We start from the raw sequence: 23,069 nt of genomic DNA, 5'->3' as shown, positions 1-23,069 counted from the left end.
GCCCTGGCACCTGCTGGTTCTATAGCGTTTCCGGCCCCTCGGCTACGCTGTCGGCATCGCGACAAGACTCAGAGAGCGCCGCATGCCATCGTCCGCAACCGCTTCCCCGCCCGCCCCGGCCATCGCCATACGTTCGCCGGCACGTCTGCGTCGTGGGCCGTTGATGCTCATGCTGGCACTGCTGCTCGGCATGCTCGTGGGACTTGTGGCCTACCGGCTGCTCGGGCCGCAGGCACCGCGCATGGCTGGGACACCGCTGCGCCAGGGCGCGGCGCTGCTTGGCGCGCTGCTGTTGTGCGTGCCGGCGCTGTTCTCGTTGGTCAAACGCGGCGGCCTCACCGAACGCCCGCCGGCTTGGTTCGTGGCGCATGCGCTGGCCAGCACGGCCGGCGCGGCGCTGATCCTGTTTCACGCCAGCGGTGGGCAGTTGCTGTCCACACCGGGCGTATTGGTCGCCATGCTGCTGTTCCTGGCGCTGCAAGGCACGCTGGCGCGGCTGTTCATGGCCAACCGCTTCGCGCGCCAGTTCGGTTCGCGGCCGCTCAGTTTCCACGATGCCGATGCCGCTGATCTCGCCGATCTCACCACAAGACGAGCCGCGCTCGCGGATCTCATTGCGCGCAAGCGTGCCCTGCTGGCCAGGCTCGATCCACTGGCCAGCGAAGCGGTGTTCTCCCCTAATCTGCGCCACGCGCTGCGGCACCCGTGGCTGACATGGCGCTACGCCCGGCTGGCCGGGGCCGAAGCCCGGCTGGTCGGCGCACGGCGGGCGGCCGGCGTGCCATTGTCGCTATGGCGGCGCGTGCATCTCGCGGTGGCGTTCCTGTTCCTGTGCGGCATGGCGCTGCATATCGTGCTGGTGACATTTTTCGCGGGCTATGTGGCCAAGGGTCGCGCCATCTACTGGTGGCATCTCGCCGCCTGGGGAGGCGGGCAATGACGCAACTGGCTCTGAGCATCGACCTGGAGCGCTGCACCGGCTGCAAGAGCTGCGAAGCGGCGTGCAAGCAGGTCAATGGACTGGGACCACAGGAATATCGCAACAAGGTGCTGTGGCTTGGCGCACCCGATGTGCCGCAGCTCGACTTCCTGACCGTGACCTGCCAGCAGTGCGAACGGCCGGCCTGCGTGCGCGCCTGCCCGGTGGCGCCCAAGGCCCTGAGCAAGGATCCCGTGACCGGCGTAGTGAGCGTCAACGAAGCGCGCTGCACCGGTTGCGGGGAATGCGTGCTGGCGTGCCCGTACGGTGCAATGGGCTATGACCCGGTGGACCACCACGCGGTGAAGTGCGACCTGTGCGCCCCACGCCGGGCACGCGGTGACGGGCCGGCGTGCGCGAGCGTGTGCCCGACGCGCGCCATCACCTTCGGCGTGCGCGATGCGCTGCTCGAGGCGGCGGCCTCGCAGGGTAAGCCGGTGCGCGACCACGATCATTTCCTGCAGGGCCCGGCAACGCTGTATCTCGACCGCAAACCCGCGCCGCAGGTCATGATGCCGGATGCGATACCGGTAGCCGCACCCGCCACTGCAACCAATGAAGCGATAACACCCGCGCGCATGCCGGACCGGCTGGCGCATACCCTGCAACCGGCAATCCTGAATGACCATCGTCCGCGTGCGCGGCTCTCCGGCACGGATACCGCGTTCCCCTACCGCCACGACAACAGCGCCGCGCCCGAACGCGTTACGCCCGGCGGCTGCCATATCTGCTTCAACGGCTGCACGGTGAAATTCCACCATCGCGACGGCCAGATCGTAAACATCCTCGGCAACACGGATGACCCGGTGTTCCAGGGCCGCATCTGCCCGAAATCGCAGATGACCTTGCAGCTGTACCGCAACCCGGGGCGTCTCACGCATCCGCTCAAGCGCGTGGGACCGCGCGGCAGCGGACGCTTCGAGCGCATCGGCTGGGATCAGGCGCTCGACGAGATCGCCGCGCGGCTGCGTGCGGTGCGCGACCAGCATGGCAGCGAAGCACTGGCGATCCACATGGGCACGCGCACCGGGGTACTCAACATCATGGGATACATGCGCCTGTTCGCGCAGCTCTGGGGCACGCCCAATGTGCTGACGACCGAGCCGCTGTGCGATGCCGGCAAGGTGGTGGCGCTCGAGCTCACGCTCGGTTCGACCAATCTCGGCAATATCTATACGCCCGACGACATCGGCAGTGCGCAGCTGTATGTGTACTTCGGCGACAACCAGGCCGAAACGCGGCCGGTGAATTTCGGCATGCTCAACGACTGGCGGCTGCGCAATGGCGCCCGACTGGTCGTGGCCGATCCGCGCCTCACGCCGACCGCCAGCAAGGCCGATGTGTGGCTGCCGATCCGCCCCGGGACCGACATGGCGCTGGGGCTCGCGCTGATCCACGAGATCTTCGTCACCAACCAGCATGACGCTGCCTTCTGTGCTGACTGGGTGCTTGGTTGGGAGCGCTGGCGCGAATTCATTCTGACGCAGGGGTATTCGCCGGAATGGGCGGCCGCCGTCACCGGTCTCGACGCCCGGCAAATCCGCGCACTGGCGGCAGAAATCGCAACGGCCGACGGTTGCATGATCTATGCAAGCCGTGGCGTTAACCAGCACAGCAACAGCCTGCAGACCAATCGCGTGCTGATGTTCCTGGCGGCCATCACCGGCAACTGGGGACGCAAGGGCGGCGGTTATTTCAACGTGGCCGCCGAACCCGACTGGCAGACGGTGCCGGTGCCCGACGCACGGCGCGCGACGATGACGCGCCCGGCAATGGGCCGCAGCCCGGTGGCCTGGCTCGACGGGATGCTGCACGCCCAGCCGTATCCGATCCGCGCGCTGATCACCGGCAATAACCCTGCAGCGCAATGGCCGGGCGGCGCGAAGGTGCGCGAGGCACTGGAAGCGCTGGACTTGATCGTGCATGTCGAACTGTTCCAGAACGCGACCTCGGCGCTGGCCGATTACGTACTGCCCGCCGCCACCGGCATCGAGAAAGGCGGCATCAGCCGACTCTCGGAAGACCGGCGCATCGTGTGGAACGACAAGCTGATCGAACCGCCGGGCGAGGCCCGCTCTGACCACTGGTTCTGGATCGAGCTGGGCAAGCGGCTCGGCTACGACGATGTCCTGCAGGAACGCTACAAGGATCCGGGCACGTTCTGGGATGAAGTGTTCCGCCCGGCCACGCCTGATCTGCACGGTGCAACGCTCAAACGGCTGCGCGGCCTGCCGCATCGCTGGGTGCGCACGCCAGTGGCACACGAGGATGCGCCCGAAGCCGGCACGCTCTATCTCGATGGCAGCACGGCGTTCGGCCAACCAGCCGGCAAGCGCTTTCCCACGCCGAGTGGCAAGCTGGAGTTCTGGACCGAGTCACTCGAAGCCAAATTCCGCGCGCTCGGCCTGTCGGCGCTGCCGGAGTTCTATACCGAGGCCGAGCAGCTGGTGCCGCTACCGTGGCTGCCAGCCGGCTGCCTCACGGACGGCGATGGCGAAATTACGACCTCGCCGTTCTTCCATGCACCGGCGCTGGCCCCGGTAGTCGATATCGCCCAGCCGGACGACAGCGGCACGCCGGGCACGCGCCTGCGCGATGCGGGCTATGACACGGAACTGGTCACCGGCCGCCCGGCGGCCCCGCATTTTCATTCATGGACACACTACTTCTGGCAAGCGCAGGAAATGTGGCCGGAACTGTATTGCCAGATGCATCCGGACAAGGCTGCCGCCATCGGCGTGCGCGACGGCGAACGCGTGCGCATCGACACGCCGCGCGGCAGCGTCGAGGCGCGTGCCTGGGTGACCACCGGCATCCGCCGCGAAAGCGTGTTCGTGCCAATCGGCTGGGACCAGACGCAACCGTTTCATCCTGCCGCCTCGGTCAATATGCTGACCGAGGGCAAGCTCGACCCGGCCTCGCAGCAAAGCAACCTGAAGCTGCATCTGTGCAAGGTGCGGGCCGTGGCGGGCACGTAGCGAAAGCGGGAAACAAGAAAAGCTGACACGAGGGGCGGGACGGAGCCACTAGGCTCCGCCCCTGCACTATTCGGACACGAGAAACCGCTCGGCCAGGCAGGCCCAGTATGCGGCGCCGGTCACCAGCAGGCGGTCGTTAAAATCATAGGAGGGGTTGTGCACCATGCACACTTCCTCGCCATCCCCTGCGCCGAGGTACAGGTATGCGCCGCGGCAGTGCTCCAGCATGTAGGCAAAGTCCTCACTGCCCGAGCGCTGCGGACCCGGCACCATGACCTGGGCCTCGCCCACCAGTGCACGGGCTGTTTCGCAGGCGAACACGGTCGCGCCACGTTCGTTCACCAGCACGGGAAAACCTTGCCGGTAATCCACCGTGGCGCGCACGCCGTAACTCTCCGCCTGGGCCGTGACCAGGGCCTTGAGGCGCTGCTCGAGCAGCCGCCGCACATCGGGATCGAGGGCGCGGATGCCCACCTCCATGGTGACCTCGTCCGGAATGACATTGCCCGCGCTGCCGCCATGGATGGCGCCCACCGTGACCACGGCGGTTTCAAGCGGCGGCGCGTTGCGCGACACCAGCGTCTGCAGCGCCATGACAATGGATGCCGCGGCCACGACCGGATCGGCGCTGCGGTGCGGGTGTGCGCCATGCCCGCCGACGCCGGTCACCACGATGGTGGCGGAATCCGATGACGCCAGGGTCGGTCCGGCACGGAACACGAAGTGTCCCTCGGGATAGCCCGGCATATTGTGCATGGCAAAGATGGCATCGCAGGGATAGCGCTCGAACAAGCCTTCCTGGACCATGCGTAACGCGCCGCTCTGGCCATTCAGGCCCTCTTCCGCAGGCTGGAAGATGAGATTCAGGGTGCCGGAGAAAGCGCGCGTTTTCGCCAGGAAGCGGGCTGCGCCGAGCAGCATGGCCGTGTGGCCATCATGGCCGCAGGCATGCATCACGCCCGGATGGATGCTGGTATGCTCCACGCCGCTCTTTTCCTCGATCGGCAGGGCATCCATGTCGGCCCGCAGGCCAAGGCGGCGCTTGCCATCGCCGCACACCAGCTGCGCGACCACGCCGGTGCCGGCCATGCCGCGTTCCACGCGGTAGCCCCACTCTTTCAGCAGGCGGGCTACCAGCGTACTGGTACGGTGTTCTTCAAAGCCAAGTTCAGGATGGCGGTGCAGGTCACGCCGCAGCGCAACGAGCTCCGCACGGGCCTGCTCCATGGCATCTAGGTAACGCTGGGCATCCATGTCGATGTGCATAACGGCTCCGCACAGGGAGCCGGCGGGCAATCCTTCCAACTGGCGTGCCACGTTGCAGCACAGGCCCGCTCCGCCTCCCTTGCCGCCCAGTATCCCGCTGGCGTCCGCGCATATCAATGCGTGGACGCCGTTATCGGGCATCGCTGTCGCACATTTGCATCATGCGCCAAGCGGACCCAGCCACACCGGAGACTGCGTCAGCCGAGGCGCGCAGCGTGTTCGGCCTTGAGCGCCTGGCGGAGGTACCACGTCAATGGATCCAGAGCCTGTTCATAGGGTGGCTGTTCAGTGTGATTGCATGTCGCGCCAACCACCTCCTGCTCCCGTACTTCAGCGGACACAGGAGACGCATGTCCGCGAGCGTTGCGCCCCGTCTGCGCAGTGACGTGCGACGCAACCGGCAGTAGCCTCGGCCTCACGGTAGCGACGGATACATTGGCAGGCGGCGTGTCCGGGTACACGCTGCCACGCGTCCGGGCCGGCGCGGATCTCTCGCCAAAACCCAGAGCCACCGGCCGGCCCACGAGATCCGGCCACGCAGGCCCACTCCAAAGTCCGGTACCCCGCACTGCAAACAGACGAAACGACATGATGGTTTCCTCAAAAGAACTGGGCCGGACCGGGATGCCCCGCAGGCCGGCCGCATTGATCGGATTGCAGCATTGCGACGCCGCAGCCGGCCACTGTACGGACAGCGCGCCCCATCCACCGTTTCTTTGACGAAATTTAATGTTGGCCGTCACCCATGCCCAAACGCGCCGCAAAGGCATAAGATGGAGCCAGCCCGTACCCATCCGAAACACCCTTCAGAGGAGTCGAGCATGCGTCCCTATCAAGTCAACGTCGAACGCTGTGCCGATACCGGCCTGTGGAGCGTCGTGGCCAGCGACGTGCCGGGGCTGGCGGTGGAGGCCGGCAGTTTCGAGGCGCTGATCGCGGCCATCGGACAAGCCATGCCCGACCTGCTGGGCGAATGCCACAGCCATGCGCATGGCAACGTGCGCTACCGCGTGGTGTACGACGCGGTGCACGAATGCACGCCCCATGTCACCCAGCCGGTAGCTCAGCCGTAGGAACCTTCGCCACCGGCCGGATGTCCCTCAGGAAACCCCGCGCACCCGCGCGGACTGCCCTGCCTTTCCGGGGCTTTTTCAGGAGACCGCCATGAGCACCCATACCTACAAGCTGATCGAACTCGTCGGCTCGTCCCCGAACAGCAGCGACGATGCCATCCGCAACGCGCTCGCCAAGGCATCGCAAAGTCTGGAACATATGGACTGGTTCGAAGTGGTGCAAACACGCGGCCATATCCAGGATGGCAAGATCGCGCATTTCCAGGTGGTGGTAAAGGTCGGCTTCCGGATCGAGGACTGATCCGGGGTAACTTGGGGCCGATGCGGAGTCGATGCCGGTTCTGATGGGGACCGGCGTCGGCTGTGCAGCCCTGTAGCCGTAACCGCTCCGCGCACGCTCTGCATGGCGGTGCAATGCCGATGGATGGCCGCTGGCTGCCCGACCAGCGGTTTCGCTGCGATACTACCGTCTGGCGTGCTGCAGATTCATGCAGTGGCTGCGCCGCTCCATTGACCCGAAACCCGGACCCGCGTCATGACCTTTCCCGTAACCGGCATCCTGCTGGCGGCTGGCTTCGGCCGCCGCTTCGATCCCATGGGCCGCGACAGCAAGCTGCTGGCGCGGCTGCCCGATGGCCAGCCGGTTGCCTGGCACAGCGCCCGCGCCATGCTGGCATCGCTGCCGGAAACCTATGCCGTGGTCCGTGCCGATGACGATGCGCTAGCCGATGCACTGCGTGCCGCGGGGTGCACGGTGGTGGCAGTGCCCGAGGCGCGCGACGGCATGGGCCACGCGCTGGCTGGCGGCATCGCCGCGACGCCGCAACCGGCATCCGGCTGGGTGGTGGGGCTGGCCGACATGCCGTGGATCCGGCCCGAGACCATCCAGGCCGTCACCACCTCGCTGGCCTGCGGCACCGGCACGCCCGAGCAGGCGGGCCGAATCGTCGTGCCGCGCTACCGGCAGCAACGCGGACATCCGGTCGCCTTTGCCGCCAGCCATGGCCCGGCGCTGCGTGCGCTGACGGGGGACGAAGGCGCGCGGATGCTACTGCAGCAGCATCCGGTGACCTGGATGGAAGTGGACGACCCCGGCGTGTTGCGCGATGTCGATACGCCGGTGGACCTACGCACCTGAGGTCAGGCGTTCATGACCGACACGGTACGCACATTCAGATAGGCTTCCACCGCCTCCGGTCCGCCTTCCGATCCATAGCCCGAATCCTTGATGCCGCCGAATGGCAGTTCGACCATCGGCATGGCTGGCATATTGACCCACAGCATACCGACTTCGACCCGACGGCTCAGCAGGTCGGCATTTTTCAGCGAACGCGTGAAGGCATAACCCGCCAGCCCGTACGGCAGGCGGTTGGCTTCGGCGATGGCGTCTTCCAGCTTGCTGAAGCCGCGCACCGCCGCCACCGGCCCGAACGGCTCGTCATTGAAGATGCGCGCCTGCGGGGAGACGTCGGTCAGCACCGTCGGCTGCCAGAAATTGCCGTCGCCCGACATGCGTTCACCGCCCGCCAGCACTTTCGCACCCTGCTGGATCGCGTCGGCGGTCATCGCCTCCATCGCGGTGATGCGCCGCGTGTTGGCCAGCGGACCCATCTGCGTGCCATCCGCCAGACCATCGCCGACCTTCAGGCTTTCGGCATGCTTCACCAACGCCTGCTCGAAATCGCGGCGGATGCTTTCATGCACGAGAAAGCGCGTCGGCGAGATGCACACCTGCCCAGCATTGCGGAACTTGGCCGCGCCGCTGGCCTTCACCGCCAGTTCGATATCGGCGTCTTCCGCGACGATCACCGGGGCATGCCCGCCCAGCTCCATCGTCACGCGCTTCATGTGCTGCCCGGCCAGCGCGGCGAGCTGCTTACCGACTGGCGTGGAACCCGTAAAGGTAATCTTGCGGATCACCGGATGCGGAATCAGGTAGCTGGAGATCTCCGCCGGATCGCCATACACCAGACCGAGCACGCCCGGCGGCAGCCCAGCGTCGGCAAAGGCGCGAATCAGTTCGGCCGGGGCCGCTGGTGTTTCCTCGGGCGCCTTGACGATCATCGAGCAGCCTGCAGCGAGCGCCGCGCCGACCTTGCGCACCACCTGGTTGATCGGGAAGTTCCACGGTGTGAAGGCGGCCACCGGACCGACCGGATCCTTCAGCACCATCTGGCGGATCGACAGGTTCACGCGCGACGGTACGATGCGGCCATAGACGCGGAACGTTTCCTCGGCAAACCACTCGATGATGTCCACCGCCGCCAGTGCCTCGACACGTGCCTCGGCCAGCGGCTTGCCCTGCTCCTGGGTGAGCAGCCGGGCAATCGCATCGGCACGCTCGCGCATCAGCCCGGCGGCCTTGCGCATAATCTTGCTGCGCTCCGAGGTGGTCATGTCGCGCCATGTTTCGAATCCCTTCTGCGCCGCGTCGAGTGCGGCATCCAGGTCCACCTTCGAGGCATGCGCCACGCGCCCGATCTCCTGCCCGGTGGCGGGATTCACGACAGCCAGGGTGCGGCCCTCGGCGGCATCGCGCCATTGGCCGTTGATGAACAGTTGGGTATTCGGATACGTCATGGGGAGTCTCGTGGATGGAAGGTCAAACGGGGACGCAAGAACGGATACGCACGGCCAGAGACTTCTGGTGTGCTGCGGGCATCGCTTGCGCGGCGGCTTCCTGTCACTTTACCCTGATCGCCGGGCATGGCAAAGCGCGCGCTGCGTGCCCGATGGCGTCGCCAATGACGTGCTAATAGCGTACGCGACCGGCAGATCATTCCGGCAAGGCATCATCCCACCATCGTCGCTTGCATGCCTCGCCTTCTCGCCTATGCCAAAATGGAGTTTGATTTCTCCATTTTGGTAAAAACCGCTATAATGGAGCCATCGTCATCCCACCCGGGAGCCTGCCCATGACCACACGCCTGCCCGCGTCCCCTGCACGCAAGCCTGCCCGCACCGCCGATGCCGGGCGGACGGTCCCGGCCGCTCCCCGCCCGGCGCGCGGCGGGGCCGTGCGCGAACTCGAATTCGCCAAGCTCGACGCCAGCGCACAAATCCAGGTGATCCGCGACGGCATGGATCCGTCCATTGTCGGCCGCATGGCCACCGACCTGCTCGGCATTCCCGTCCAGGCCCTGTTTACCAGCATCCGCTGGGCGCCCAGCACCATCAACCGCAAGATCGCCACCGGCGAGCGCCTGAGCCCCGGCGAATCTGACCGCGTGGCCCGCATCCTGATCGTGCACAGCCAGGCGACCGATGTGCTCGAGGATGCCAAGTTGGCCTCGCAGTGGATGTTGCACCCGAATGCCCTGCTCGGCGGCGAACGGCCGCTCGACATGCTCGACACGCAGGCCGGTTATGATCGTGTGAGGGATATCCTCATGCGCTTCGAATACGGCGTCGGCGTGTAAGAGACGCTAGCAAAATGATTCTGGCGTCGTTACGTGGCCTTACCGTACTAGGTGTACTGTCTGCGGCCACGTGCCTAGCCAGAACCGCTTCGCTTCATTTTGCTAACGTCTCTAACACCAGGCGAGTGACCAGCGCATGATCGTCCACCGCCTCGCCAAGGAACGCGCGGGCCGCTATCAGGCCGACGACCTGAGCGGCCAAGGTGCGGCGCTCGCGGGCGGGCGCTGGAATCCGCGCGGCATGGCGGTGCTGTATACCTGCGAACATGTCTCCACGGCCGTGCTCGAGGCGCGCGTGCACATGGCCGGACTGTTGCCCGTCCGCAACCTGTTCCTCGTCACGCTCGAGGTGCCCGATGCCGATGTGGAGGCCGCCGTCTCGCCGCCATTGCCCGAAGGATGGGATGCGCTCGACCACGACCCGGCCGAAACCGTGGCGCTGGGCCGGCAATGGCTGAGCGACGGCACGCGGCTTGTCATGCGTGTGCCCTCCGTGGTGTGCCCGCAGGAATTCAACCTGCTGCTCAATCCCGCCCATCCGCACATGCGCCGCGTGAAGGTGATGGACAAGCAGCCGTTCGCGATGGATTACCGGCTGTTCCGCTGAGGCGCATTCATCATGCCTGACAGGAGATCATCATGACCACTGGCACCACCCCGACCGAAACCGCCTCGCAGATGCGCGATCACCTCGACGCCGCTTGCCACTGCGGCACGGTGCGTTTCCGCGTGCGCCTCACCAATGGGCTGCAAACCGCGCGGCGCTGCACCTGCTCGTACTGCCGCATGCGCGGCGCCATTGCGGTGTCGGCCGATCTAGCCGACATCGAGATCCTGGCCGGCGAAGAATCGCTCACGCTCTACCAGTTCAATACGCAGGCGGCGCGCCATTACTTCTGCGCGCGCTGCGGCATCTACACCCATCACCAGCGCCGTTCGAATCCGCATCAGTATGGCGTGAACGTCGCCTGCCTGAAAGACGTGAGCCCGTTCGACTTCGCAGAAGTCCCGGTGTACGACGGCGTCGCGCATCCGTCGGACAAACCCGCAGGCAGCGGCCCGGCGCTGGCCGGTACGCTGAAATTCATCCCGGCGCAGCCCGGACAGGCAGCATCGCCGCCCACGTTGCTCCCCCCGGAAGCGCGCCCCAAAAAATAAGCGGGCCGCCCCGGTAGCACGACCCGCCCTGCAAACCTGGACACACGCACGCTGTCGCGTCTGTGTCCGCGCACTCACACACCGCGCTCAATCGATATAGCGCAGCCCGAGCTTCGCCAGCGGTTCGCGCATGTTGTAGAGATCGAGCCCCAGCGTGCCCGCCGCAAAAATCTCGCGTTTGCCCTGCTCGTTGGCTTCGCGCTTTGCCGCCGCGTCGGCCACGGCCACGGCGCGCTCTGCCGGCACGCACACCACGCCGTCGTCATCAGCCACGATCACATCGCCGGGCCGCACCCACATATTGGCGCAGACCACGGGAATGTTCACCGAGCCGAGCGTTGCCTTGACCGTGCCGCGCGCCGAGATGGCCTTGCTCCAGACCGGAAAGCCCATCTCCTCCAGCGTGGTCACATCGCGCACGCCAGCATCGATGATCAGTGCCCGTGCCCCGCGCGCCATGAAGCTCGTCGCCAGCAGGTCGCCAAAGTAGCCATCCGTGCTGGGTGCGGTCACGGCCGCCACCACGATATCGCCAGGCTGGATCTGCTCGGCCACCACATGCATCATCCAGTTGTCGCCGGGCTGCAGCAGCACCGTCACCGCCGTGCCCGAGACGCGTGCGCCGCGATAGATGGGCCGCATATACGGCGCGAGCAGCCCCACGCGGCCTATGGCCTCGTGCACCGTGGCCGAGCCGAAATCCGCCAGCCGGTCCGCGCTCGCACGGTCGGCCCGCTGGATAGAACGATAGACGACGCCCAGTTCATACATTGTCGTGTCCTCCGTTCAACGGCCCTGGCGCTTGAGATGCGCATCGAGACGCGAGTACACGCGCCGCGCATTGCCCTCGAAGATCTTGAAGCGCGCCTCCGGCTCGATCTCCGCCGCGTTGATGTAGCGGCGCGTATCGTCGAAGTGATACCCCGTGTCGGGATCGATGCCGCGCACCGCGCCGATCATTTCGCTGGCAAACAGGATGTTGTCGATGGGAATCACCTTGGTCAGCAGGTCGATGCCCGGCTGGTGATACACGCAGGTATCGAAGAAGACGTTGTTGAGCAGGTGCTCTTCCAGCAGCGGTTTCTTCAGCGCCTGCGCCAGGCCGCGGAAACGGCCCCAGTGGTACGGCACCGCGCCGCCGCCATGCGGAATGATGAACTTGAGCGTGGGAAAGTCGCGGAACAGGTCCGAATCCAGGCACTGCATAAAAGCCGTGGTGTCGCCATTCAGATAATGCGCGCCCGTGGTGTGGAAACACGCGTTGCAGCTCTGGCTCACGTGGATCATTGCCGGCAGGTCGTACTCGACCAGTTTTTCATACAGCGGATACCAGTGGCGATCGCTCAGCGGCGGGCTGTTCCAGAAGCCGCCGGCCGGATCGGGATTCAGGTTCACCGCCACCGCGCCGTATTCGCGCACGCACCTTTCCAGCTCGGGAATGCACGTGGCCGGATCGACACCGGGGCTCTGCGGCAGCATTGCCGCCGGCACGAAGTTGTCCGGAAACAGTTGCGACACGCGATGGCACATCTCGTTGCAGATCGCCGCCCAGGTCGACGACACGCCAAAATCGCCCACATGGTGCGCCATGAAGATGGCGCGCGGACTGAAGACGGTGAGATCGTGCCCGCGCTCGCGCATCATGCGCAGCTGGTTGGCCTCGATGGTCTCGCGGATGTCGTCGTCGCTGATGCGCAGTTCGGAAACCAGCGGCAGCGTGGTGCCGTCGTTGACGGCGGCAATCTGTTTCAGGCGCCAGGCTTCCAGCGCTTTGGGAGCGGTCGTGTAGTGACCGTGGCAATCAATGATCATGGAACGCTTTCTTCAAGCCCGGCAAGCCGGGCAGTCAATTCAATAAAACGATGCCGCTGCAAGACAGGCCGCGCGCACGCGCAACGGCATGCCATGCCGACGCTCACCCTTCGTTCGAAATCCCCGCCGAGCGGATGATGTCGCCCCAGCGTTTCGTCTCGTCCGCCAGGAATTTGCCGAAGGCCGGCGCCGGCTGCGGCTCGACAATCGCGCCGATGGTCGCCAGGCGCTGCTGTACGTCCTTGTCCTTCAGCGCGGTCAGGATCTCGACACTCAGCTTGTTGATCACGGCAGGCGGCGTCTTAGCTGGCGCCATGAAGCCCCACCACACCGTGGCATCGAAATTCGGCACGCCCGCTTCGGCAAACGTCGGCACGTTCGGCAATGGCCCGATGCGCTTGCTCGTCGCCACGGCCAGCGCACGCAGGTTGCCGGTGTTGACGTGCGGTGCGGCTTCCAGTGGATTGATCATCATGAAGTCAAGCCGGCCGCCCACCAGATCGGTCAGCGCCGGCGCGCCGCCCTTGTAGGCCACGTGCTGCGCTTCCATGCCCGTGGCGCGCTTGAGCAGCTCGCTCGCCAGATGGCCCGAGCCGCCCACGGCCGACGAGCCATAGTTCATCGCACCGTTCTTTTCCTTGGCGATGCGCACCAGGTCCGCTACCGTGCGCGCCGGCGAGTTGGTCGGCACCACCAGCACCAGCGGGGCATAGCCCACGCGCGCCACCGTCACCAGATCAGTGAGTGGATTGAAGGGCAGCTTCTTGTCGAGCGCGGGATTGGTCGCGAGCCCGTTCGCGCCGAGCAGCAGCGTGTAGCCATCGGCCGGTGCCCGCACCACTTCATGCGCGCCGATATTGGCGTGGTTGCCCGGCTTGTTGTCGACCAGCACGGTCTGCTTGAGCTGCTTCGACAACTTGTCGCCGATGATGCGGCCCACCGTATCCACCGCGCCGCCAGCCGCGAACGGCACGACGATGCGGATCGGCTTGGAAGGATAGTCATCTGCCTGGACCGGCGCGGCGGCCAGCATCAGGCACAGGGCTGCGCCGGTGGCTTTGAGAACGGTACGTCGGATGCCGCCCACCGGCGGAACAACATGCTTGGTCATGGTCTTGTCTCCTGTCTGGAAGCGGGCCGCTTGTCATCGCCGGCACACCGCACATCGCGGTCGCCAGCGCGCACGGCACATCTGCTGTGGCTGAACATTCAAGGCTTGGGGCCTGCCAGACAATGATGCTAGACTCGTAAAAGCGAGTCCAATATATATTTCAGCGTCGTTGTATACGTTTATCGAATAGAAGAGATTCGCGCAAGGAGACAGACACCATGGACCTACGCCAGCTCCGCTACTTCGTGGCCGTGGCCGAAGAACTCAGCTTCACCGCCGCCGCACAGCGCCTCAATATCAGCCAGCCGCCGCTCAGCATGCAGATCATGGCGCTGGAAGAGGCGGTCGGCACCAAGCTGATCGACCGCTCGCGCCGCCACATCAGCCTCACCGAAGCCGGCCGCGTGTTTCTCGAGCAGGCACGCGCCACGCTCTCGCAACTCTCCAACGCCGTCGAACTCACGCAGCGCGCGGGGCGCGGCGAAGCCGGCCTGCTGCGCGTGGCCTTTACCGGCTCAGTCCCGCTGGTGCCCGGCTTTGCGGCGCTGATCCGCACCTTCCGGCAGGAATGGCCGCTGGCCCGTCTCGAGATCATGCACATGGCCACCGGCCCGCAACTTCAAGCGCTCGAAGACCGCCACATCGACGTTGGCCTGCTGCGCCCCTCGCCGCAGTTCCAGCCGCCGCCGCATGTGCGCTTCACCCCGTTCTGGAAAGACGAATTGCGCGTGGTGCTGCCCGCCGACCATCCGCTGTGCTCGCACCAGGGGCCGATCCCGATCCGCGCGCTCGGCGGCCAGTCGCTCATCCTGTTTCCGCGCGCCCTCAGCTGCGGCCTGTACGGCCATGTGATGGATCTCTGCAACCAGGCCGGCGTCGTGCCGCACGTCGCACAGGAGGCGCGCGAAGGCGCGACCATCATCGGCCTCGTCGCCGCGGGCGTCGGCATCTCGGTGCTGCCCGAAGCCTATGCGCGTCTGCAGACCGTGGGCGTGCACTACGCCCCGCTCGAGTCCACCGCCGCGCACAGCCAGCTCTATGTGGCGCACCGCAACGACGAACCTTCGCTGCTGACGCGGCGCTTTGTGGAACTCGCCGAGCAGTTAGCGCGCGACACCCCGGAGGCAAACGCTCCTGCGCCGACCGGCAAGCGGACAGGCAGACATGCGGCTGCACCTGCCGTCGCCGAACCGGCTGCATAGGGCCGCTCATCCGGCCCACACGCGGCCCCGCCCCCGCCACATCGCGCTGCAACATCCGGACGGGAACCAGTCCCGCTCCCGCGCAATCCAACCGCTGTTTGCCAGCCACGTACGGGCACACCAGATCACCCGGATCATCACGATCACAAGGACCGCCATGACCCACGACGAAATCCGCGCCACCGTTACACTCTGCCTGCTCGCCGCCTACGCCGACGGCGACAAGCACGACCGCGAACGCGAGCAGATCAAACAGGTGGCCGAAGGCCTTGCGCAGGACCAGCAGATCAACCTGCCCGGTCTGTACCAGGACGTACTGCTGCGCCGTGTCACCGTCGACACCGTGCTGCCACGCCTCACCAGCCCCGAAGCGCGCCAGCTCGCCTATGAAATGGCCGTGTGCGTGTGCGATGCCGACGGCCACACCAGCGCCGCCGAACAAGCGTTTCTGAGCAAGCTGCGCCAGGCGCTCGGCCAGCCATCCGGCACGGCCGGAACCACAGCCGGCACTGCCACGGCAGCCACCCTGGCAAACAGCGACTTCGCCATCCAGGCCGAAGCCATTGCCGACGCACCGCTCGATGCCGACAGCGATCCCGTCATCGTCGAACCTGCGCCCGCCCCGCTCGCCGGCCAGCCCGCGCCGCACCCCAGCGCCGTGGACGCCCTGCCCACCGACGCCATGCGCCGCCCGAGCAAACTCACCACCGCCGAGATGGACCGCAAGATCCTCAACGCTTCCATCATGAACGGCGCCATCGAACTGCTGCCGGAAAACCTCTCCACCCTCGCCATCATTCCGCTGCAGATGCGCCTCGTCTACCAGATCGGCCAGAACTACGGCTACGACCTCGACCGCGGCCACATCAAGGACCTGCTCGCCGCCCTCGGCGTCGGCCTCACCTCGCAATACCTCGAACAGGCCGGTCGCAAACTGCTCGGCAGCCTCCTCGGCAAAGCCGGCAAAGGCATGCTCGGCGGCCTCGGCAAACAGGCCGTCAGCAGCGGCATGAGCTTCGCTTCCACCTACGCCCTCGGCCACGTCGCCAACCAGTACTACGCCGGCGGCCGCACGCTCAGCATGCAGATGCTGCGCGATGCGTATGAGCATGTGATGCGGGATGGAAAGCAGATGCAAGTAAGGTATCTGCCGCAGATGGAGGAGACGGCGCGAGGGTTGAATACGGCGCGGATCATGGAGATGGTCAGGGGACGCTAAGCCATCCATCGAGACCGAACGCACGCATGACCAACTGCGACCGGTGTCAACCTCACAAGGATGTGCACCTCCATTCAGCCCGCCGCATCGCCTGATCCGGCGGGCGATTCGATCACGTTCCCACGCCTGAAAGAGCAGGCGCGCCGGGCACTCGGCCCACGCGCCGAGGCCTGCTCGCGCACGTCACTTGCCGCGCGCGCCTGGACAGTTCGCGTACTTACGGTTACAATGACCGACTTTACACGGTGATCGACGGCTGAAGCCAGCTTGTTTGATCAGCCATCAACAGGCCGCGCACAGCGGCCCGGCATTTTTGCCGAAACACTCAAACCCGGTCGTGTTTGACCGCGGAACAATTTAGCCAGCCTACCCGGCTGGTTCATCGCCAGACCACATCAGGGCCCCGGCCCTTGTTCATCCATTGTGGTCGCGCGGCACCTATGTGCTGTGTCCTGATGCTGCTCGACCTTGCGCGGACGATCCCGCCCAGGCCGCGCAGGCGTTCGTGCGCGCGCTTCGCCCCACAAGTGTTTCGGTACGCCAATGGGATAGTTGCCGCCCATCGCGTCCTGCGGAAACGGTATGGGCGCAGCCGAACACCGCTGCGAAGGAGTGAGAGTCCCCCATGCAAGAAACAGAGTTCTTCAAGTTATCCGGTACGACCGCCATTCTTCTATTGCTCGGCTTCTACGGCGCCACCTTCCTGATGTCGCTGATGATCGGCAAGCGCAACGAAAACGTCGACGGCTACATGACGTCGAACAACGCGGTTGGTTTCGGCCTTTCCGCTGCCAGCATGATCGCCACCTGGATCTGGGCAGCCTCGTTCTATGCCAGCGCCACCTCGGGATTCAAATACGGTTTGTCAGGCCCGATCCACTACGGACTCTGGGGGGCGCTGATGATCCTGTTCATCTACCCGTTCGGCAAGCGGTTCCGCCAGCTTGCGCCCAAAGCCCACACCCTCGGTGAAATCATTCACGCACGGCATGGCACCTCGAGCCAGATGATCATGGCCGTGTCCAACATCATCGGCAGCTGCATCAGCCTGATGGTGAACTTTACGGCCGCGGGCGCGCTGGTTTCCATCCTGAGCCCCATGACCTTCACGCAAGGCGTGTTGATTACAGGTCTGGGTGTGCTGTCGTACACGTTCTGGTCAGGCTTCCGTGCATCCGTCATGACCGACTTCGCGCAACTGACTGCCATGATCCTGTCGGCCGTGATCATCATTCCGCTGATCTTTTTCAACGCGGGCGGCACCAGCATGCTCGAAGCCAATATGTGGCGGCTCTCCAGCGAGCAGGCCAGCTTCTACTCCACCCAGGCCATCCTCGAACAGGGGGCGCCCTACTTCGTCGCCGTACTGGCCTACGCCATCGGCAACCAGACAATTGCACAGCGCCTCTTCGCCGTACGCGAAGACCTGATCAAGCCGACGTTCCTCACCGCCACCCTCGGCTACGGCGCCGTTGTCATCGGCCTTGGCATGCTTGGCCTGCTCGCTTTGTTCGTCGGCCTGGAGCCCGTTGACGGCAACATGAACAACATCATCCCGCAAATGGCATCGGCCTATCTGCCGCCCCTCGGGATCGCACTGTTCTTCATCCTGGTGGTCGGCTCGCTGTCGTCGACGGCCGACTCGGACTTATCCGCCCTCTCGGCCATCGTCATGACCGACATCTATGCCAAGAACATGGCCGGCGGGAAACCCAACCCGCGCCGCATGCTGTGGCTGGGCCGCGCCACCATGATCATCGCGACCATGATCGGCGTGATCTTCGCCAGCCTGCGACTCGACATTCTCGTCATGCTGGTATTCGTCGGCGCGCTCTGGGGCGCCATCGTGTTTCCCGTTATCGCCAGCTTCTACTGGGACCGTGTCACCAACCGGGCCTTTGTCTCGTCGGTACTATCGGCCGTCGCACTATTCACCATCGTGCGCTTCCAGCTGATTCCGATCGAAGGCGCCATCGCCATCTTCTTCGAAATCTGCGCCGCCGTCGGTGGAGCGGTGGTGCTGGGCCTCATGAGCTTTGGCTTCTTTGGCCGCCGTACCGCGCTGGCGGTCGGCACGCTGGCCTTGATCGTCATGCTGCCCTTCTTTGTTGGAACGCTGCGCGACTACATCGTGCTCACCGCGTCCCTCACCGCCTACGGCGTCAGCACCATGGTCTGCGTGGCACTCAGCCTGCGTAGCCGCGAACGCTTCGATTTCTCCCGACTGGCGGATCGCGTCACGTCGTTTCAGCGCCGCCTGGATACGACAGCAACGCCGTCCGGCATCCAGCCTTCAGCCGAACCAACGCGCCCCTAACTCCAACCAAGGATATTGCTATGTGGCTCACTTCTTATATTCTCGTCTGGCCGATCATCTCGGCTGCGATCCTCGCCATTCTGCTTGTGGCGCTGTGGCGTGACATACGCGACGCCAAACAGAGCGGGAAATCGATGATCTGATACTGGCGGTGCGGGCAGCGCAGTTAGCGCTGCCCTAGCAACTCTTCTTTAGAAATATGCCCGATGGATGTTGTACGTTGGCCCATATTGTTGAATATTGTTAATCCACGCGGCATTTGCCGCACAAGACAACCTCTCAGGGTTGGATTTTCTTTGCAGATCACTTAAACAGCATGCCTCAGGAATCGCAATGCGACGAGGCAGAAAAGTGAATATCAAAGGGAATCGTTTCGAAAACCAGCTTGAGAGAAGCCGTTTCGCCGTCAAATGGGGCGGCATTCTGGGGGCCATCTGCCACCCTGTCTACTATCTCCTGTGGACGTACGTCCTCCCCCAACCGTATGACAATCCCTGGCTCAGGCTGAGCGCAGCCGCACTGTGCATTCCTCTCATTTATCAAGATAAATGGACAGGAGCAGCCCGCCGATTCTTGCTGCCGTACTGGTATTTCTGTCTGGTGTACGTCTTGCCGTTCACCTGTACCTATCTCACAGTACGCAATGATTTCTCGATGATGTGGATGATGACCGAGGTCATGATGATTTTCATCATGGCTATCTGCATCAACATCCCTGTTCTGCTGCTTGGCTGCGTCAGCATCGGCATGTTTCTGGGAGCATTGACCGCCATCATCGCAGCGCCCGAACCCGTCACACTCGACGCAAGTGATCAGGCCGGTATCGCGCTCCTGCCGGTCATCATGCTATGCAGCATGGTATTCAGCTACGCCATCAATAAAATCCACGAGCAACGCAACAGAGCCCTCCGTGCGCTTGCCGGTTCAATCGCCCATGAAATGCGCAATCCATTGGCTCAGGTCAAATACAGCCTCGACAGTATCGGCCACATGCTGCCCTCGCCGTCCGCAGAAGACCGCAGCCGCACGATTGAGAGTCCACAGATGGGCCATCTCTACCGGCATCTGAGCCAAGGCCAGGTTGCCATCGAGCGCGGCCTTCAGGTCATTGCCATGACACTGGATGAGGTCAAAGCCAAACCCATCGATGCCTCCCGCTTCACCTATCTCTATGCTGGCAAGACAGTACGTCAAGCAGTGGATGAATACAGCTTTGAAACCGAGGAAGAACGCCGCAAGGTATCCATCGATATCCGCAAGGAATTCCTGTTCAAAGGCGACGAAACCATTCTGATCTTTGTGCTGTTCAATCTGATCAAGAATGCATTGCACTACTTCAAATCACATCCACGTGCCACCATCGTACTCACCGTCGATACCAACCGCATCTGCGTTCGTGATACCGGACCCGGCATCTCCAGAAATGTCTTGCGCAAACTGTTTGAGCCGTTCCAGACATCCGGAAAAATCGGCGGCACCGGCCTCGGATTGTCTTATTGCAAACGCGCCATGAAATCCTTCGGTGGCGATATTCACTGCGAATCAAAAATCGGAGCCTACACAGAGTTTGTATTGCGCTTCCCCATCATTGACGAGGCCGAATTCAAAGCACACGAAACCGCCTTGATGGAATCCGCCAAACCCATCCTCGATCAAAAGCGGATCCTGGTCGTGGACGACGAGGCATTTCTACGGCAAGCCTCCTGCGACGTATTACGGCGACTTGGCGCCGATATAGATGAAGCGGAGAACGGTAAAGCGGCACTGGAAAAGTTACACGCCGAACATTTCGACCTTGTGCTGATGGACCTCAACATGCCGGTCCTCGATGGCTATTCCGCGACGGAACGCATCCGCTCCAGCGGCGATGTCCGTTATCAGGATATTCCCATCATTGCCTGCACCACCGAATCGGCCTATATGGCCACCGTAAAGACGCAAAAAGTGGGCATGAATGGTTTTATCGAAAAGCCGTTTCGCCCTGCCGAACTGGTTCAGGTCTTGCAACATGCATTGCAGACCGCCACCCATCAAGCGACCGGATGCGACACATCAGCCCTCGCAGGCAAACGCGTGCTGGTGGTGGACGATGAACCGCTGAATCTCTCCATCGTCACCGCGCACCTCAAGCGCTGGCATGTCGAGGTAGTCACGGCCAACCACGGGCAAGCCGCGCTGGATGCGTTGTCAAACAGCTTGCAGGTTGACGCGATACTGCTCGACCTCAACATGCCAGGCATGGATGGTGTCGAAGTCGCGCGCACCATCCGCACGATGCCAGGCAAATCATCCGCCATTCCCATCCTCGCGCTGACGGGCTACTCGGATGACGAAAAGCTGCAAGTCGCTCTCGCAGCGGGGATCAATGCCTGTTTGACCAAACCGGTAGCGGCCACGCAGCTGGCGCAATGTCTGGCACAGGTGCTGATTCCAGAAACCACAAATGATCTGTCGATATCGCCGGCGCAGACTTTGTCCGTTCGACCACCTCAGGAAACGATCACTGACATCTCACAGATACCGGGTATCGAACTCTTCGATCTGGACAAGCTCACCGAGCTGGTGACCTATAACGGCATTGACGAAGTGCTGCTGTTGCGGGATCGGATTGCGGAGCTGCTGGTGGATATCGAGATGGGGAACAAGGAGCAGGACATCGAGCGTATCCACAATGGCATGCATTCGTTGATCTCGATGGCTGGACATGCTGGGGCTACGAGATTGATTATGCTTACACGCGAACATTACCTGTCGATAAAAATTGAAGAAGATTTGATTGAAGTAGAATGGTTAAAGCAGCTCATGGAGATGGGCGCGAGAGCTACTCAGACCATGACGCACTATTGGGAATATAAAACGCTGCCTTGATAATATCGCCACCAGATGAGGAGCATTAGCAATGCTGTCTCATAGCACTACCAAAACAAAGGATTTTTACTGCACACTCTTTGATTACAGCCTCAAGAAGCACCAACTACACCTGTTAGTGCAACCATCCTCTTAAGCGTCAGTTTTTACGTCTTTCTCTGCTTTGTTTTCGATCTTTGTTAGACTTTCAAGGCGCTCTAGTCTTCGACGCCTCATTCGTGCCAGCAATTTGACACCAAAATCAGAAAGCGCCCAATACTCTTCTTTGTCCGCAACTGGTTTTCTTTTGTTTGATGGCGCAACACAACCAAGCGCCGCCAAATCCGCAAGCAACGAGCGAATAACATTGCGTGGGGTAGGCCAGCTAGCCCGGAGTTCTTTGGCGGAAACACTTAGTGCGTGAGTAGCCGTAAATCGTGAAATTTCTGGAAGCGCCAACTCAACCTGCATTTCCGGCGCTAGTACTTCGAAAAGTTGATATAAAGTAATTTCCTTTCCCTCATCCCAATCCGTTGATGTTTTTTTCCATACGGATATCTTTCTCTTGTTCGCCCTCATTGTGACAATTGTCTTTTCGATTGCCACTTCCACATCAGCTGCAATTTCAAAGCCGTGAAGACGCTCTCGGAGAGAAGCATTCTCAGAGCTTAATCGGACGATTTCTTTTGCGGCAGCAGCATCCTGGACTTGCGATGCTCTCACCCAACCCTCTCTTGGATAGGTATTAAAGGCTTTCATGAGGGCAATTGAGCATCTTCCATACAAATCTTCACCGTTCTTCCAGAAACTAACATGCTTTAATTTCACCTTCTCCTTGAAAACTTTAAGCTTTTTAAGCGTTGCGCGATCTGTATCTGACTTATCCTTAGGCCACGAGATATCATCATCGACCACGAATCCTAAAGCTGGCACTCCCTGAGAGACTGCATAATCGTACTCTTTTTCTGTATAGCTCAATCCGGTTGCATCACAACTACCGTAGCGGTGGGCGACTATAACAATATAGTAGTCAGATTGGTCAATCTGCTTTTTTATTACATTCCACTGCTCTTCATCAGCCGCGCTAAACATCTCCATCCCAACCGGGATATGTCCCATTTCCAATATAGCTTTAATTACCGAATCTCTTTCCCCTGAAAGATCCATATATGTTGAGCTTACAAAAACTTGGTATTTTGCTGACACATTTATCCCCGATTTTATTATTAATTTATAAGAAAATTACAGTCACTCTTTTTCAGTTCTTTCGCAAGATATCAACCAGGCCACTTATTATGGCAGGAATCAACGATATATTTCTCATAGTTGAATATCTCATTGAAAAATTATCTTTGACCAACGACTTCGTCTTTTACATGCACGTCGAAGTCGTTGAGTGAAACCATAGTGGTCTATCAGACTACTAGACGCGCTACGAAACGTACCAGCTTTGGCATCTCAAGGGCGCACGAAAGGTATCGAACCTCATTCGCTTCTCGAGGAATCCTATTCGGAGAAGATGCCCCCTAATGCTATAACAGACAGTGGCAACGATATACAAGCGACAAAAACGCTGGCGCACATGTATCGTAAAAATCGCACTCCACCGAGCAGTGCGTGTGGGGTAGCCTGCTACCCGTACGACACTACAGGCAAGTTAACGGCTTGACAAAGCTGCACATCGCTCC

The 23,069-nt window shown here is 62.4% G+C and carries 19 protein-coding genes; 13 read left to right on the top strand and 6 right to left on the bottom strand.

Annotated elements, in window-relative coordinates:
• Positions 1-82 precede the first annotated feature (82 nt).
• Positions 83-940 (top strand): hypothetical protein, encoded by an 858-nt coding sequence (locus ACQ3C8_RS15060; RefSeq protein WP_428853208.1) that lies wholly within the window; start codon positions 83-85, stop codon positions 938-940.
• Positions 937-3,957, top strand: coding sequence for a molybdopterin-dependent oxidoreductase (locus ACQ3C8_RS15055; RefSeq protein ID WP_428853207.1), 3,021 nt, complete (start codon positions 937-939; stop codon positions 3,955-3,957). The genes ACQ3C8_RS15060 and ACQ3C8_RS15055 overlap by 4 nt, the downstream gene beginning before the upstream one ends.
• Positions 3,958-4,023: 66 nt before the next feature.
• Here ACQ3C8_RS15055 and ACQ3C8_RS15050 read toward each other — a convergent pair whose 3' ends face one another.
• On the bottom strand, positions 4,024-5,223 hold the full coding sequence (locus ACQ3C8_RS15050; protein ID WP_428853206.1) for a M20 aminoacylase family protein: 1,200 nt from the start codon (positions 5,221-5,223) through the stop codon (positions 4,024-4,026).
• 821 nt (positions 5,224-6,044) lie between these two features.
• Here ACQ3C8_RS15050 and ACQ3C8_RS15045 point away from each other — a divergent pair.
• The 3 genes from ACQ3C8_RS15045 (at position 6,045) to ACQ3C8_RS15035 (ending at position 7,434) form a co-directional block, all read left to right on the top strand.
• Positions 6,045-6,296 carry a DUF1902 domain-containing protein gene (locus tag ACQ3C8_RS15045; protein ID WP_009523601.1) on the top strand — a complete coding sequence of 84 codons (252 nt, stop codon included), beginning with the start codon at positions 6,045-6,047 and terminating at the stop codon, positions 6,294-6,296.
• A gap of 91 nt (positions 6,297-6,387) precedes the next feature.
• A complete protein-coding gene (locus ACQ3C8_RS15040; RefSeq protein ID WP_009523602.1) occupies positions 6,388-6,597 on the top strand; it encodes a dodecin in 210 nt (69 codons plus the stop codon).
• 234 nt (positions 6,598-6,831) lie between these two features.
• Positions 6,832-7,434, top strand: a complete 603-nt coding sequence (locus tag ACQ3C8_RS15035) for a nucleotidyltransferase family protein (RefSeq protein WP_428853205.1) — start codon at positions 6,832-6,834, stop codon at positions 7,432-7,434.
• Positions 7,435-7,436: 2 nt separating this feature from the next.
• Here the strand turns inward: ACQ3C8_RS15035 and ACQ3C8_RS15030 are convergent, their stop codons facing one another.
• A complete protein-coding gene (locus tag ACQ3C8_RS15030) occupies positions 7,437-8,876 on the bottom strand; it encodes an NAD-dependent succinate-semialdehyde dehydrogenase (RefSeq protein WP_428853204.1) in 1,440 nt (479 codons plus the stop codon).
• A 335-nt stretch (positions 8,877-9,211) separates the two neighbouring features.
• On the opposite strand from ACQ3C8_RS15030, the gene ACQ3C8_RS15025 reads away from it, so the two are divergent.
• The 3 genes from ACQ3C8_RS15025 to ACQ3C8_RS15015 all read left to right on the top strand — a co-directional run bounded on the left by ACQ3C8_RS15025 (position 9,212) and on the right by ACQ3C8_RS15015 (position 10,873).
• Positions 9,212-9,715, top strand: coding sequence for an antitoxin Xre/MbcA/ParS toxin-binding domain-containing protein (locus tag ACQ3C8_RS15025; protein ID WP_428853203.1), 504 nt, complete (start codon positions 9,212-9,214; stop codon positions 9,713-9,715).
• Positions 9,716-9,851: 136 nt separating this feature from the next.
• On the top strand, positions 9,852-10,322 hold the full coding sequence (locus ACQ3C8_RS15020) for an RES family NAD+ phosphorylase (protein WP_428853202.1): 471 nt from the start codon (positions 9,852-9,854) through the stop codon (positions 10,320-10,322).
• 32 nt (positions 10,323-10,354) lie between these two features.
• A complete protein-coding gene (locus tag ACQ3C8_RS15015; protein ID WP_009523607.1) occupies positions 10,355-10,873 on the top strand; it encodes a GFA family protein in 519 nt (172 codons plus the stop codon).
• Positions 10,874-10,960: 87 nt separating this feature from the next.
• On the opposite strand, the gene ligK is transcribed toward ACQ3C8_RS15015, so the two are convergent.
• The 3 genes from ligK to ACQ3C8_RS15000 form a co-directional block, all read right to left on the bottom strand.
• Positions 10,961-11,644, bottom strand: coding sequence for a 4-carboxy-4-hydroxy-2-oxoadipate aldolase/oxaloacetate decarboxylase (gene ligK, locus ACQ3C8_RS15010; protein ID WP_428853201.1), 684 nt, complete (start codon positions 11,642-11,644; stop codon positions 10,961-10,963).
• Positions 11,645-11,659: 15 nt separating this feature from the next.
• Complete coding sequence (locus ACQ3C8_RS15005) at positions 11,660-12,685, bottom strand: amidohydrolase family protein (protein WP_428853200.1); 1,026 nt, start codon at positions 12,683-12,685, stop codon at positions 11,660-11,662.
• Between the two features lie 103 nt (positions 12,686-12,788).
• Positions 12,789-13,796 carry a Bug family tripartite tricarboxylate transporter substrate binding protein gene (locus tag ACQ3C8_RS15000; RefSeq protein ID WP_428853199.1) on the bottom strand — a complete coding sequence of 336 codons (1,008 nt, stop codon included), beginning with the start codon at positions 13,794-13,796 and terminating at the stop codon, positions 12,789-12,791.
• 218 nt (positions 13,797-14,014) lie between these two features.
• Here ACQ3C8_RS15000 and ACQ3C8_RS14995 point away from each other — a divergent pair, with 218 nt between their 5' ends.
• From ACQ3C8_RS14995 to ACQ3C8_RS14975, 5 genes are all read left to right on the top strand, one after another.
• Positions 14,015-14,998, top strand: a complete 984-nt coding sequence (locus tag ACQ3C8_RS14995) for a LysR substrate-binding domain-containing protein (protein WP_428853198.1) — start codon at positions 14,015-14,017, stop codon at positions 14,996-14,998.
• A gap of 157 nt (positions 14,999-15,155) precedes the next feature.
• The gene (locus ACQ3C8_RS14990) at positions 15,156-16,217 is read left to right on the top strand and encodes a YcjF family protein (protein WP_428853281.1); all 1,062 of its coding nucleotides are present in this window, start codon (positions 15,156-15,158) and stop codon (positions 16,215-16,217) included.
• Positions 16,218-16,842: 625 nt separating this feature from the next.
• A complete protein-coding gene (locus ACQ3C8_RS14985; protein ID WP_428853197.1) occupies positions 16,843-18,534 on the top strand; it encodes a sodium:solute symporter family protein in 1,692 nt (563 codons plus the stop codon).
• Between the two features lie 20 nt (positions 18,535-18,554).
• The gene (locus ACQ3C8_RS14980) at positions 18,555-18,677 is read left to right on the top strand and encodes a putative transporter small subunit (protein ID WP_428853196.1); all 123 of its coding nucleotides are present in this window, start codon (positions 18,555-18,557) and stop codon (positions 18,675-18,677) included.
• 208 nt (positions 18,678-18,885) lie between these two features.
• Positions 18,886-21,402 (top strand): ATP-binding response regulator, encoded by a 2,517-nt coding sequence (locus tag ACQ3C8_RS14975; RefSeq protein ID WP_428853195.1) that lies wholly within the window; start codon positions 18,886-18,888, stop codon positions 21,400-21,402.
• Between the two features lie 132 nt (positions 21,403-21,534).
• Here the strand turns inward: ACQ3C8_RS14975 and ACQ3C8_RS14970 are convergent, their stop codons facing one another.
• Positions 21,535-22,587, bottom strand: coding sequence for a DUF4062 domain-containing protein (locus tag ACQ3C8_RS14970; RefSeq protein WP_428853194.1), 1,053 nt, complete (start codon positions 22,585-22,587; stop codon positions 21,535-21,537).
• Positions 22,588-23,069: the final 482 nt, after the last annotated feature.

The organism is Imbroritus primus, from assembly GCF_964332355.1.
GTDB classification, from domain to species: Bacteria; Pseudomonadota; Gammaproteobacteria; order Burkholderiales; family Burkholderiaceae; genus Imbroritus; species Imbroritus primus.
Note: the sequence above shows the minus strand (reverse complement) of the source record. Positions and strands in the feature narration are given on the sequence as shown.

Coding starts and splice junctions, on each gene's coding strand:
- ACQ3C8_RS14990 (WP_428853281.1), top strand. CDS start 15,156: ATGACCCACGACGAAATCCGCGCCACCGTTACACTCTGCCTGCTCGCC.
- ACQ3C8_RS15035 (WP_428853205.1), top strand. CDS start 6,832: ATGACCTTTCCCGTAACCGGCATCCTGCTGGCGGCTGGCTTCGGCCGC.
- ACQ3C8_RS14995 (WP_428853198.1), top strand. CDS start 14,015: ATGGACCTACGCCAGCTCCGCTACTTCGTGGCCGTGGCCGAAGAACTC.
- ACQ3C8_RS15055 (WP_428853207.1), top strand. CDS start 937: ATGACGCAACTGGCTCTGAGCATCGACCTGGAGCGCTGCACCGGCTGC.
- ACQ3C8_RS14980 (WP_428853196.1), top strand. CDS start 18,555: ATGTGGCTCACTTCTTATATTCTCGTCTGGCCGATCATCTCGGCTGCG.
- ACQ3C8_RS15000 (WP_428853199.1), bottom strand. CDS start 13,796: ATGACCAAGCATGTTGTTCCGCCGGTGGGCGGCATCCGACGTACCGTT.
- ACQ3C8_RS15040 (WP_009523602.1), top strand. CDS start 6,388: ATGAGCACCCATACCTACAAGCTGATCGAACTCGTCGGCTCGTCCCCG.
- ACQ3C8_RS15050 (WP_428853206.1), bottom strand. CDS start 5,223: ATGCACATCGACATGGATGCCCAGCGTTACCTAGATGCCATGGAGCAG.
- ACQ3C8_RS15025 (WP_428853203.1), top strand. CDS start 9,212: ATGACCACACGCCTGCCCGCGTCCCCTGCACGCAAGCCTGCCCGCACC.
- ACQ3C8_RS15045 (WP_009523601.1), top strand. CDS start 6,045: ATGCGTCCCTATCAAGTCAACGTCGAACGCTGTGCCGATACCGGCCTG.
- ACQ3C8_RS15020 (WP_428853202.1), top strand. CDS start 9,852: ATGATCGTCCACCGCCTCGCCAAGGAACGCGCGGGCCGCTATCAGGCC.
- ACQ3C8_RS14985 (WP_428853197.1), top strand. CDS start 16,843: ATGCAAGAAACAGAGTTCTTCAAGTTATCCGGTACGACCGCCATTCTT.
- ACQ3C8_RS15030 (WP_428853204.1), bottom strand. CDS start 8,876: ATGACGTATCCGAATACCCAACTGTTCATCAACGGCCAATGGCGCGAT.
- ACQ3C8_RS15005 (WP_428853200.1), bottom strand. CDS start 12,685: ATGATCATTGATTGCCACGGTCACTACACGACCGCTCCCAAAGCGCTG.
- ligK (WP_428853201.1), bottom strand. CDS start 11,644: ATGTATGAACTGGGCGTCGTCTATCGTTCTATCCAGCGGGCCGACCGT.
- ACQ3C8_RS15015 (WP_009523607.1), top strand. CDS start 10,355: ATGACCACTGGCACCACCCCGACCGAAACCGCCTCGCAGATGCGCGAT.
- ACQ3C8_RS15060 (WP_428853208.1), top strand. CDS start 83: ATGCCATCGTCCGCAACCGCTTCCCCGCCCGCCCCGGCCATCGCCATA.